Annotated in this window: 9 protein-coding genes; 5 read left to right on the top strand and 4 right to left on the bottom strand. The window is 62.9% G+C overall.

Annotated features, from left to right (window positions below):
• Positions 1–42: 42 nt before the first annotated feature.
• Positions 43–1,776, top strand: coding sequence for a putative bifunctional diguanylate cyclase/phosphodiesterase (locus CFR80_RS03245; RefSeq protein ID WP_010514784.1), 1,734 nt, complete (start codon positions 43–45; stop codon positions 1,774–1,776).
• A gap of 236 nt (positions 1,777–2,012) precedes the next feature.
• Here CFR80_RS03245 and lpdA read toward each other — a convergent pair whose 3' ends face one another.
• From lpdA to zapE, 4 genes are all read right to left on the bottom strand, one after another.
• Positions 2,013–3,749, bottom strand: a complete 1,737-nt coding sequence (lpdA, locus tag CFR80_RS03240) for a dihydrolipoyl dehydrogenase (RefSeq protein WP_010514782.1) — start codon at positions 3,747–3,749, stop codon at positions 2,013–2,015.
• Positions 3,750–3,816: 67 nt separating this feature from the next.
• Positions 3,817–5,076 carry a 2-oxoglutarate dehydrogenase complex dihydrolipoyllysine-residue succinyltransferase gene (gene odhB, locus CFR80_RS03235; protein ID WP_010514781.1) on the bottom strand — a complete coding sequence of 420 codons (1,260 nt, stop codon included), beginning with the start codon at positions 5,074–5,076 and terminating at the stop codon, positions 3,817–3,819.
• A gap of 120 nt (positions 5,077–5,196) precedes the next feature.
• Positions 5,197–8,070 carry a 2-oxoglutarate dehydrogenase E1 component gene (locus tag CFR80_RS03230; protein WP_010514780.1) on the bottom strand — a complete coding sequence of 958 codons (2,874 nt, stop codon included), beginning with the start codon at positions 8,068–8,070 and terminating at the stop codon, positions 5,197–5,199.
• 349 nt (positions 8,071–8,419) lie between these two features.
• Positions 8,420–9,622 carry a cell division protein ZapE gene (zapE, locus tag CFR80_RS03225; RefSeq protein ID WP_010514775.1) on the bottom strand — a complete coding sequence of 401 codons (1,203 nt, stop codon included), beginning with the start codon at positions 9,620–9,622 and terminating at the stop codon, positions 8,420–8,422.
• A gap of 120 nt (positions 9,623–9,742) precedes the next feature.
• On the opposite strand from zapE, the gene CFR80_RS03220 reads away from it, so the two are divergent.
• The 4 genes from CFR80_RS03220 (at position 9,743) to CFR80_RS03205 (ending at position 11,828) form a co-directional block, all read left to right on the top strand.
• Positions 9,743–10,081, top strand: coding sequence for a carboxymuconolactone decarboxylase family protein (locus CFR80_RS03220; protein WP_010514774.1), 339 nt, complete (start codon positions 9,743–9,745; stop codon positions 10,079–10,081).
• 76 nt (positions 10,082–10,157) lie between these two features.
• Positions 10,158–10,802 (top strand): 2OG-Fe(II) oxygenase, encoded by a 645-nt coding sequence (locus CFR80_RS03215; protein ID WP_029329517.1) that lies wholly within the window; start codon positions 10,158–10,160, stop codon positions 10,800–10,802.
• Between the two features lie 87 nt (positions 10,803–10,889).
• Positions 10,890–11,234, top strand: coding sequence for a hypothetical protein (locus CFR80_RS03210; protein WP_048857290.1), 345 nt, complete (start codon positions 10,890–10,892; stop codon positions 11,232–11,234).
• Positions 11,235–11,294: 60 nt separating this feature from the next.
• Positions 11,295–11,828, top strand: a complete 534-nt coding sequence (locus CFR80_RS03205; protein WP_010514770.1) for a Spy/CpxP family protein refolding chaperone — start codon at positions 11,295–11,297, stop codon at positions 11,826–11,828.
• Positions 11,829–11,949 lie beyond the last annotated feature (121 nt).

The raw sequence follows: 11,949 nt of genomic DNA, 5'->3' as shown, positions 1-11,949 counted from the left end.
ACCGGTAATTCCCCGTTTCCCGCTTCGTATCGAGGTAACAGAATGTCCGCACACCATGATAACAGGCTTCGTGCCCTAACACATGAAGATGCCGACTTCTGGGCGGACGTGGTGGATAATGTCCTGATCGTGGCGGTCACTGACCGCAAGGGGATCATTACCTACGTTAACGACAAATTCTGCCAGATCAGCCAGTACTCGCGTGAAGAACTGCTGGGCCACACCCACCGTATCCTGAATTCCGGTGAGCATAACAAGGCGTTCTTCCGCGACATGTACCGCACCCTGTATTCGGGGGAAACATGGTACGGTAACCTGTGCAACCGCGCCAAGGACGGCAGCCATTACTGGGTGGCAACCACCATTATCCCCCACAAGAACGCAAACGGGGACATAAGCGGGTTCGTGGCAACCCGTTTCGAGATTACCGAACTCATGAACACCAAGGTCCGGCTGAAAAAACAGGCCGCGACCGATGTCATGACCGGACTGCTGAACCGTGGGGGGTTCAACGCAAGCCTTGTCACCGCGGTCGAGGCCAGCAAGCGCCGTAACGCCGACCCGCAGGTACTGATGATGTTCGACCTTGACGGCTTCAAGCCCGTCAATGACATCCATGGCCACCATGCCGGTGATGAGGTGCTCAAGACCATTGCGACGCGCCTGATCGAAGTGATCGGGCCGCAGGATGCCATAAGCCGTCTGGGCGGGGATGAGTTCGCGGTGATCCTGCATCACAGCCTGAAGCACACGCCGCTGCAGACCATCCTGAACAAGATCCAGAACCTGCTGGAAGAACCAATCATGCTGGACAGCGCCACCGTGCGCATTTCCGGCAGTATCGGCGCCACCCCCATCACCAGCGAGGACACGCTGGAGGGGCTGCAGAAAAACGCCGATGTCGCGGTCTATGCCGCCAAGCAGGCGGGTGGCAAGCAGGCACGCATGTTCACACCCAGCCTGCACAAGACCACGATGGAGCGGGCCAAGATCCTGTCGGAAGCCCGGCAGGGCGTCGTGGAAAAGCAGTTCGAGGTCTATTACCAGCCCATCCTCAACGCCCGCACCGGCAGGATCGAACAGGCGGAAGCCCTGATGCGCTGGCACCATCCGGAACGTGGACTGCTGTCCGCCGGTGCCTTCACCGATGTGTTCGCGGATTCCGCGCTGGCCCAGATCATGGAAACGCATCTGGTGCAGTCCTTCCATGATGATATCCTGAAATGGAAGGAAGCGGGTCTTCCCAGCCTGCGGCTGGCGGTCAACCTGTCGCATCTGGACCTGCTGAACCTTGAACAGCAGATCGACCTGTTCAGTGAAATCAGGCAGCTCAACCTTGATCCCGGCACTTTCATGCTGGAAGTCACCGAACAGATGCTGCAGGGACGGCGCGCGGAAAAAAGTCGCCTGCGCCTGCGCGGGCTGGCCGAAGACGGGTTCGGCCTGGCGATGGACAATTTCGGATACGGAACTGTACGCCTGTCCACCCTGCGGGAACTGCCGTTACAGTCACTGAAGCTGGACCGTTGCCTGGTTCGCAATATCGGGTCGGATACCAAGGCACGCAGCCTTCTGGCCTCGCTCATCAAACTGGGTCACGGCTACAACCTTGCCGTAACGGTGGAAGGCGTGGAAACGCAGGACGAATTCGATACGGTGCGCAAGCTGGGCGTGGATTATGTGCAGGGTTTCTTCATTTCGCCTGCGGTCTCCGCCACGGAACTGATCCGCATTACCCGCGAAGAAGCCTGGAACCCCGCGCCGACCGCATCCTGATGCCTGTGCCATTGTACTGTTAACTAAAAAGACGTTGCTGGATGCTGCCTTTTTCCAAAAAAGGCGGTGTTTCCAGAAGCTTTTTGGAAAAATCTTCACCAAAAACTTTTATTTCCTGAACAAATTCTAGGAAATTTTACGTAATTTCAGGAAATTATAAAGTTTCTGCTTGGTAAACAAAAAAAACCCACCCGGCAGCAGACCTGCCGGGTGGGTTTTCTTTCAGTCACGCCAGATCAGATATGGATCGCGCGCTTGTCCACATCCAGCGCCGCTTCCTTCACCGCTTCGCTCAGCGTGGGATGGGCGTGGCAGGTGCGTGCAATGTCTTCCGACGACGCGCCGAATTCGATCGCCATTGTGCATTCGGCAATCAGTTCGCCCGCCATCGGGCCGATGATATGCACGCCCAGCACCTGATCGGTGGTGGAATCGGCCAGAACCTTTACAAATCCGTCCGTCATGCCGATGGCGCGCGCACGGCCATTCGCAGTGAAGGGGAATTTACCAACCTTGTAGGAAACACCCTCTTCCTTCAGGTTTTCTTCGGTCTTGCCGACGGTTGCGACTTCCGGCCAGGTGTAGACCACGGCGGGGATGGCACCATAATTGACGTGGCCTGCCTGGCCCGCCAGCAGTTCGGCCACGGCAACGCCTTCTTCCTCGGCCTTGTGCGCCAGCATCGGGCCTGCAATCACGTCACCAATGGCATAGATGCCCGGCACGCTGGTTGCGTAATGCGCATCGGTGACGATCCGGCCACGCTTGTCCAGTTCAATACCGGCTTCTTCCAGCCCGAAGCCCTTGCTGGCTGCCGTACGGCCAATGGCCAGCAGAACCACGTCGGCTTCCAGCGTTTCAGCCGTCCCGCCCTGCGCGGGCTCCACGGTCAGCGTCACGCCCTTGGCGGATTTTTCCGCCTTGGTCACCTTGTGGCCCAGCTTCATCTTCAGGCCCTGCTTGGTCAGGATGCGCTGGAACGTCTTGGCCACTTCGTTATCCGTGCCGGGAACCAGACGGTCGAGGTATTCGATCACCGTCACATCCGCACCCAGCCTGTGCCACACGCTGCCCAGTTCAAGGCCGATCACACCGCCGCCAATCACCACCATCTTCTTGGGAACAGCGGAGAGTTCAAGCGCGCCGGTGGAGGTGACGATCTGCTTTTCGTCCACTTCAACGCCCGGCAGGCCTGCGCTGTCGCTGCCGCTGGCAATGACAATATGCCTGGCCGTGACCGGCTTGCCATCAACTGTGATACGGCCCGTGCCCTCAACCTTGCCGACACCCTTGAGCCAGGTGACCTTGTTCTTCTTGAACAGGAACTCCACGCCCTTCACATTGGCATCGACCACGGACTGCTTGCGCGCCATCATCTTCGCCAGATCCAACTTCACGCTGTCGATGATGATGCCCATCTCGCCATACTCATCCTTGGCGGCATGGAAGTTTTCGGACTGCTGCAGCAGCGCCTTGGACGGGATACAGCCAACATTCAGACAGGTGCCCCCCAGCGTCGCGCGCTTTTCCACACATGCCACCTTGAAACCAAGCTGGGCTGCGCGGATGGCGCACACATAGCCACCGGGGCCTGCGCCGATCACGATCACATCGTAATCCGTCTCCGCCGGGGCCTCGGCGGCAGCCTTGGGCGCGGGGGCCGTGGCAGGGGCCGCAGCAGCCGGTGCAGGCTGGGCTGGCCTAGCGGCGGCTGGTGCTGCCTTCTGGCCACCCGCGCCGGGGGTCAGGGTGGTCAGTACGGTGCCGACCTCAACCTCGTCGCCTTCCTTCACGGCGTGTGCGCCCAGCACGCCAGCCTGCGGGGCGGGGACTTCCACGCTGACCTTGTCGGTTTCCAGTTCAGCGACCGGATCATCCGCGTTCACGGTATCGCCGGGCTGCTTCAGCCACTTGCTGACCGTAGCCGTGGTCACACTTTCGCCCAGCGTGGGCACCTTGATGTCGATTGTCATGTCTATTCAGTCCTGCTTGCTATGCGGTTGCGCGTAGGGGCCGCGCATGGCACGGCCCCGGCAGGCATCAGACCTGCAGCAGCAGACGGCGCGGGTCTTCCACGTTCTGCTTGACCCGCACAAGGAAGCTGACCGCTTCCTTGCCATCCACGATCCGGTGATCGTAGGTCAGGGCGATATACATCATCGGGCGGATCACGACCTGCCCGTCAACCGCCACCGGACGATCCTGGATGGCATGCATGCCAAGGATGGCCGACTGCGGCGCGTTGATAATGGGCGTGGACATGAGCGAGCCATAGATTCCGCCATTGGTGATCGAGAACGTGCCACCCGACAGTTCATCGATCTTCAGCGTACCTTCGCGTGCCTTCTTCCCGAAGCCCGCAATGGTGCTTTCGATTTCGGCAAAGCTCATCTTGTCCGCGTCGCGGATTACGGGCACGACCAGCCCGTTGGGGCCACCCACGGCAATGCCCAGGTTCACGAATTCACGGTAGATCACGTCATCGCCGTCGATTTCGGCGTTGATGGCCGGGAATTCCTGCAGGGCCGCGATCACCGCACGGCTGAAGATGGACATGAAGCCCAGCTTGGTGCCGTTGTGCTTCTTGACGAACAGATCCTTGTATTCCGCGCGCATCTGCTTGACGGCGGACATGTCCACTTCGTTGAAGGTGGTCAGCAGGGCTGCGGTGTTCTGCGCATCCTTCAGGCGACGGGCGATGGTGCGACGCAGGCGCGTCATCTTCACGCGTTCTTCACGCGGGTCGTCCTGACGGGGCGGGCGTGCGGCGGCGGCAGGCTGGGCTGCACGCGGCTGCGACAGGAACGTCTGCACGTCACCCTTGGTGATCCGGCCATCCTTGCCGGTGCCGGTGCCGACCTGGGCTGCGGACACGCCCTGCTCGGTCATCATCTTGCGCGCGCTCGGGAAAGCCACGGCTGCGGCACCCTGTGCCGCGACATCGGACGGCGGCGTTGCCGGGCGGGCAACCGGGCCGCTGGCGGCGGGCTGGGCCTGCACGCCCGCAGGGGCGGCTTCCTTCTTCGGCGCGGGGGCGGCCGCAGGCTTGGGGGCGGCGCCACTGCCGGCCTCGATCGTGGACAGCACGGTGCCGACCTCGACTTCCTCACCCTCGGGAACCAGCAGCGGGCCAAGCACGCCAGACTGCGGCGCGGGAACTTCCACGCTGACCTTGTCGGTTTCCAGTTCCACCAACGGGTCATCTTCCTTCACGGCATCACCGGGATGCTTCAGCCATTTTGCAACGGTTGCTGTGGTAACACTTTCACCCAGTGTCGGTACCTTGATATCGGCAGACATCTTTTAATTCCCAATCCCTTTGCCGCCCTGGCGCATCGGACACGTCCGGGCGGCCTTATCGTTATTCAGGGGAACGGCCAGACCGCCGTTCCCATTTCCCTTATGCGTAACCCGTGACGGTCAGGCGCTGACACCCAGCGCCCTGTTCACCAGCGCCGTCTGCTCGGCGACATGGATCTTCGCCAGGCCCGTGGCGGGGCTTGCCGCCGCCACACGCCCGACATAGGCCGGCCGCGTGCTCTTGTGGCCAACCGATGTCAGCACGCCTTCGATCAGGCGATCGACAAAGCTCCATCCACCCATGTTTTCCGGTTCTTCCTGGCACCAGATCACCTTGGCCTGCGGATAGCGGGCCAGTTCCTCGGCCAGCATCTTTTCGGGGAAGGGATAGAACTGCTCCAGCCGAAGGATGGCGACGTTATCCAGCTTGCGCTCACGCCGTTCGGCCAGCAGGTCGTAATAGACCTTGCCCGAACAGATCACCACGCGGTCCACCTTGGCCGGGGCGGCAATCTGGTCGATTTCCCCAATCACCGGCAGGAAGCGCGTGCCCGGACCGAAATCCTTCAGTGCCGACACCGCCAGCTTATGACGCAGCAGGGATTTCGGCGTCATGATGATCAGCGGCTTGCGGTAATCAAGGAACAGCTGGCGGCGCAGGGCGTGGTAGTAGTTGGCTGGCGTGGTCAGGTTACACACGCGCATGTTGTTTTCAGCGCAGAGCTGGAGATAACGCTCCAGACGGGCGGAGGAATGTTCCGGCCCCTGCCCTTCGTACCCATGCGGCAGCAGCATGACCAGACCGGACATGCGCAGCCACTTGGTCTCACCCGACGCGATGAACTGGTCGATGATGACCTGCGCGCCATTGGCGAAGTCACCGAACTGCGCTTCCCACAGCACCAGCGCGTTCGGGTCGGCCAGCGAATAGCCGTATTCAAACCCGAGCACACCGAATTCGGACAGCAGCGAGTTGTAGATCTCGATCGCGGCCTGGTCCTTGGCGATGTTGTTCAGCGGCACGTAGGTGTTCTGGTTGATCTGGTCGATCAGCACCGCATGACGCTGGCTGAAGGTGCCGCGCTGGCAGTCCTCGCCCGACAGGCGGACATGGTGCTTTTCCAGCAGCAGCGTGCCAAAGCCCAGCGCCTCGCCCGTAGCCCAGTCAATGCCCTCGCCCGTCTCGAACATCTTGGCCTTGGCCTTGAGCTGACGGACAATCTTGGAATTGGCGTTGAAATCATCGGGCACCTGCGCCAGCGCCGCGCCCACTTCCTTGAGCGTGTCGATCGCCACGCCGGTTTCCGGCGCGGGACGGGTTGCGTCCACCGGCGGCGGCTTCAGGCCCTTCCACGCGCCTTCCAGCCAGTCGGCCTTGTTGGGCTTGTAGCCCTGTGCCGCCTGGTAGGCTTCTTCCAGCCTGTTGTGGAAGCCGTCCCATTCGGCCGTGACCTCAGCCTCGGTCACGACACCTTCGCGCACCAGACGGTCGGAATACAGCGTGCGGATGGTCGGGCGCGCGGCAATGGCCTTGTACATGGTGGGCTGGGTGAAGGACGGCTCGTCGGACTCGTTATGGCCGTGGCGACGGTAACCCACGATGTCCAGCACCACGTCGGACGCGAACTTCTGGCGGAACTCGGCCGCAAGGCGGGAGCAGTAGATCACCGCTTCGGGCTCGTCACCATTGACGTGCAGGATCGGGGCCTGCACCGCCTTGGCCACGTCCGTGCAGTACAGACCGGAGAAGGAATGGACCGAAACGGTGGTGAAGCCGATCTGGTTGTTGACCACGACATGGATCGTGCCGCCGGTGCGGTAGCCGATCAGCTGCGACATGGCCAGCGTTTCATACACGATGCCCTGACCGGCGAACGCCGCGTCACCATGCAGCAGCAGGCCCATATGGCGACCACGCTGGTGGGGATCGTCATCATCCTGTGTCGCGCGGACCTTGCCGATCACGACCGGGTCCACCGCCTCGAGATGCGAGGGGTTGGGCTGGAGCGAGATATGGACCGGGGTGCCGCCGATCTCGACATCGGTGGAGGTGCCGAGATGGTATTTCACATCGCCCGACCCCTGCACGTCGTCCGGCTTGAAGGACGCACCGGCGAATTCGCTGAAGATGGCGGTGTAGGGCTTGCGCACGATGTTGACCAGCGTGTTCAGGCGCCCGCGATGCGGCATGCCGATGGCAACCGACCGCACGCCGCCGGCAGCCGCCTGATCAATGATCGCGTGCAGCGCGGGAATGGTCACATCCTCGCCCTCAAGGCCGAAGCGCTTGGTGCCGACATACCGCTTCTGACAGAAGGACTCGAAGCCTTCCGCTTCGGTCAGCTGCTGCAGGATGACCTTCTTCTGTTCGGGGCTTGCGCCCTTGCGCCAGTTGTCGCCTTCCAGCCGCGCCTGCACCCACATGCGCTGCTCGGGGTCCTGGATATGCATGAACTCGGCGCCGATCGGCCCGCAATAGACCGAACGCAGGGCATCAAGCACCTGATTGATGGTCGCGGTGTCGGTCCCGATCAGGCTGGCGACGGTGTGGCCAAGGTAGATCGGGCGATCAAGGTCCTTGGGGCCGAAGCCGTAGGTTGCCGGGTCAAGGTCGGCATGGGGCTGGGGCACCTGCAGGCCCAGCGGGTCCAGCCGGGCCTCCAGGTGGCCACGCACGCGGAACGCGCGGATCAGCTGGGTCGCGCGCAGGCTGTCATCAGCCGCGGCCCGCAGCCCTTCGGCCGTAACCCCCGCCGCCTTGCCATTCGGCAGGGGTGCGGGTTCATCACCGGTGATGATGTGCGGACGCGGCGCCCAGGAGGCCCCTTCCGCATCATGAACGATTTCCGGACCATCCTCATGCAGTTCCTGGAACAGGGAGGCAAAGGAAGGATCGACGCTGTTGGGATCGGCCACCCAGCGCGCATACAATTCAGCCAGATAGGCCGTATTGGCGCCACTGAATGCGGTCGAAAGAATATCTACGCCCGCCATATTGAAGACATCTCCTCGCTGGCGGCCTTTTTTGGCCGCGCTATTGTCGGATCCGGCATGTCATTCTCACCGGCCCGATTTGTATCGCTACCCTAGCCGCACCCTTGCCGGGATGCCGCCATCATTCATCAGGATCAGGTCTGCTTGCCGCGCATACTGACATTTTCGTGCCTGTCCTCCGATAGCGGGGACCGGCGTGCGGAAAACGTCCATATCCGCGGCCTTTGTCCCGGCTGATGCGAACTTGCCCATACCCAAGCAAAGACCGTCCTGCTTGCCTACCGCCTGACCAGTCACACCACCGCCATAACCGTCACGATGGCGTGACCCTTTCATCCCCTGTCCGCTCCTATGCGTTCAGGTGCGGCAGCTGCATGTAGGCCGCGCTCTGCATTTCCTCCAGACGCGAGGCGGTGCGTTCGAACGCGGTGGCGCCCTGCCCCTTTGCATACAGTGCGTCCGGCCTGTCCTCGGCGGAGGCGAACAGCTTGACGTTCTGTTCGTACAGCGTGTCGATCAGGACGATGAAGCGCCGGGCCTCGTCAAAATTATCCGGCCCCATGCGCGGGACGCCATCCAGGACAAGGTTGGGAAACCGCGTGGCCAGCGCCAGGTAATCGCCAGCACCCAGCGGCCTGCCGCACAGATCGGCAAAGCTGAAGCGCGCGACCGGACCTGCCGCCTGGTCCACCTTCAGGCGGCGGCCCATGATGTCCAGCGTAACCGGCACGACCGGCGCGCCATCGGCCAGCCGGGTGAAGATCGAGTCGAGCGCCCGGCGCGCCGCATCATCGGCGGGGATGATCCATGTCTGCATTCCCCGCGCGTTGCCCCGGCGGTAATCGCGCGGGGAATCGAGGATGACGGTATCCACTTCCTTGAGAATCGCGGCGATGAACGGCTTGAAGGCATCAGCGCCCGGACGGTCCTGGAACAGGTCCTCGGGTTTCGTGTTGGATGTCGCGACCACCACCACGCCATCGGCGAACAGGTAATCGAACAGGCGGCCAAGGATCATGGCGTCGGCAATGTCATTGACCTGAAATTCATCAAAGCACAGCAGCCACGCTTCCTGCGCGATCTGGCGCGCCAGCGGCGGGATGGGATCCGTCAGGTCGGGATCGGCCGCCTTCATGTCATGCAGGCGCTGGTGCACGTCCTGCATGAAGCGGTGGAAATGGACCCGGCGCTTGTGTTCCACGGGGGCGAGGCTGAAGAACAGGTCCATGAGCATGGTTTTGCCACGCCCCACCTGTCCCACCATGTAAACGCCGCGCGGACGCGGGGCCTCGGTGGCGTGGCGCCCCGACAGGCCCAGGCGCGCCTTCAGCCCGCCCAGCCAGCCCGAGGCCTGCGGCGCGTGCTGCTGGACCACCGGGTGGTAGTCACGTAGTTCACGCCACAGGCGGTCGAGCCGGCGGGCGGCCTTTTCCTGTTCCGGGTCACGATCAAGACGGCCAGAAGCCACACGGGCCTCATAGGCGGCGAGGGGGCCGGTACCTGCGGGCAACGCCGCAGCGGACGGGCGGGCGGGGGCTATGTCTGTATCCATGGTATTTCGGCGATAGTCCGTAACAAACACCCCATCAAGGGCGCAAACTCGCCAAACTGTGTCATGACAGGGGTTCTCTCCATCTGGTGAACTGAAACCAGCCAGAATGGAGAGTTTGTGATGACTGACTGGAACGCCTACCGCGCCCATCTGGGCGACTCTATCAAAGCTTTCGCGGCGCTCTCGCCCGACACCATCAAGGGACTCCAGACGCTGGATGGCGCTGCCGCGCGCACCGGAAAGCTGGATGCCAAGACACGTGAACTGATCGCGCTGGCGGTTGCCGTGACCACACGGTGCGACGGCTGCATATCCGTCCATTCCACCGCCGCGGTGAAGGCCGGGGCCACGAAAGAGGAAATTGCCGAAGCACTGGGCGTTGCCGTGGCGCTGAATGCGGGGGCGGCCACGGTCTATTCCAGCCGGGTGCTGGACGCGGTGGACACGGTCACGGCCTGATCCCGTACGCATGCTTGCGGGGGGGCGTGTCCGGGCCTAATCTGGAAGCCGCTTAGTGACCAGCTTGCAGGATGGCATGATCCAACCCGTCACCCCCGACTATGCGGCGCTGGAGGCAGCGCCCGTGTCCACCGCACCATTTGCGCATGTGGTGGTCCCGCATTTCATCAGGCCCGATGACCTGCATGCCCTTGCCGCAAGCCTGCCTGACATCCGCTCCGGCGGGTCCTTCCCGCCCGGGGCGCTGACGCTTTCGCCGCTTATGGCGCGGCTGGTGACGGAACTGGAGGGACCACGGCTGCGGACCCTGATCGCGCGGAAATTCGCGCTGGATCTGGATACCGCCCCCACCATGCTGACCCTGCGTGGACGCACGCGGGCCAAGGACGGACGCATCCACCGCGATTCCGCCAGCAAGCGCGTGACCGTCCTGCTGTATCTGAACGCCGGGGACGACACGGCATGGGCACGGCATGAAGGCTGCCTGCGACTGCTGCGCAACGACCATGACCTGGAGGATTTCACGGTCGAGGTTCCGCCCGTCAACGGCACGCTGCTGGTCTTCCCCAACGGGCCGGACACATGGCATGGCCACCGGCAGTACGTCGGTCCCCGCCACACCATACAGCTGAATTACATGACCAATGATGCCAGGGCGCGCAACGAATTGCGTCGCCACCGGTTATCCGCCCTGACAAAGCGATTGCCCTGGGTGGCCTGACACGGACCCGGCCATTGTTTCGACACGGACATTGGTCATAATGATCCTGTTATCCGCCTTCACGATATGTCGAGGTTCTCAAACTCCATGCATCTGCGCAAACTTACTGCTTCCCTCCTGTCAGCCAGCCTTGCGCTGGGCATACTGGCAACGGCCGTGCCGGCTGCGCAGGCCCAGCCGTGGCATGGCGGTCCCCGCGGTGGACGTGGCGGACCGCCCCCGCCGCCGCGTGGCGGTTATTATGGCGGCCACCGTGGTGGCGGCGGCGCGGGTCTGGCCGTGGGCAGTGGCCTGGCCGGTCTTGCAGTGGGCGCCATGCTGGGCAGCACGCTGGCCGAACGCGGCGCTGCGGCACCGCCACCGGCCTACTATCCCACCCCCGCGCCGGCCCCGCCGCCGCCGGCCTATTACCCCTATGGCGGCGGTTACTGATAACCGCAGCCCTGACACATCCCACGCATATCGACACCCCTGCGAAGGAAAATATACAACATGATGTTCCGCCGGTTCCTACCCACCGCTGCCCTGCTGATGCTGCCCGCCATGGCCATGGCCGCCGACCCGCAGCCCACCACGGGTACCCAGACAGAAGCAGGCAAGCCCAACCCGACCGCGCCACTGGCCCACACCCCGCGCGATCCCGCGCCGGAACAGGTGGAAGCCCATATCAAGGCGCTGCATGACCAGCTGGGCATTACCAAGAAGCAGGAAGCGCTGTGGGCCCCCTTCGCACAGGACATGCGCGACAACGCGCAGCGCCTGCATGATGCGATCGAGGACCGCCGGTCCAAGCTGCCCACCCTGAACGCGGTGGAAAACATGCAGTCCTATGCCGATCTGGTGATCGAGCGCGCGCGTGACATGCAGACGCTGAACACGGCGTTCGCATCGCTGTATGACAGCCTGTCCAAGAAGCAGCGCAAGCATGCCGACACCCTGTTCCGTGAGGGCGACAGCGAACACACCGCCGCACAGCAGGCCAAGGCTGCCGATGCGCAGGGGACCACCGCCGCCCCCGCGCAGTAAACGCGTCCCGCCCCGCCCACAGCATGTTGCGGGCGGGGCCAGGCCATATCCGGCTTACCTGACAGTCCCGGGCGATCCGCAACAGCCAGACGGAGCCGGTCGCAAGAAAGTTTCTGGTGAA

Source organism: Komagataeibacter oboediens, from assembly GCF_003207815.1.
GTDB classification, from domain to species: domain Bacteria; phylum Pseudomonadota; class Alphaproteobacteria; order Acetobacterales; family Acetobacteraceae; genus Komagataeibacter; species Komagataeibacter oboediens.
Note: the sequence above shows the minus strand (reverse complement) of the source record. Positions and strands in the feature narration are given on the sequence as shown.

Excerpts from the sequence above, each read along its gene's own strand:
- CFR80_RS03245 (WP_010514784.1), top strand. The coding sequence starts at position 43 with ATGTCCGCACACCATGATAACAGGCTTCGTGCCCTAACACATGAAGAT.
- lpdA (WP_010514782.1), bottom strand. The coding sequence starts at position 3,749 with ATGACAATCGACATCAAGGTGCCCACGCTGGGCGAAAGTGTGACCACG.
- odhB (WP_010514781.1), bottom strand. The coding sequence starts at position 5,076 with ATGTCTGCCGATATCAAGGTACCGACACTGGGTGAAAGTGTTACCACA.
- CFR80_RS03230 (WP_010514780.1), bottom strand. The coding sequence starts at position 8,070 with ATGGCGGGCGTAGATATTCTTTCGACCGCATTCAGTGGCGCCAATACG.
- zapE (WP_010514775.1), bottom strand. The coding sequence starts at position 9,622 with ATGGATACAGACATAGCCCCCGCCCGCCCGTCCGCTGCGGCGTTGCCC.
- CFR80_RS03220 (WP_010514774.1), top strand. The coding sequence starts at position 9,743 with ATGACTGACTGGAACGCCTACCGCGCCCATCTGGGCGACTCTATCAAA.
- CFR80_RS03215 (WP_029329517.1), top strand. The coding sequence starts at position 10,158 with ATGATCCAACCCGTCACCCCCGACTATGCGGCGCTGGAGGCAGCGCCC.
- CFR80_RS03210 (WP_048857290.1), top strand. The coding sequence starts at position 10,890 with ATGCATCTGCGCAAACTTACTGCTTCCCTCCTGTCAGCCAGCCTTGCG.
- CFR80_RS03205 (WP_010514770.1), top strand. The coding sequence starts at position 11,295 with ATGATGTTCCGCCGGTTCCTACCCACCGCTGCCCTGCTGATGCTGCCC.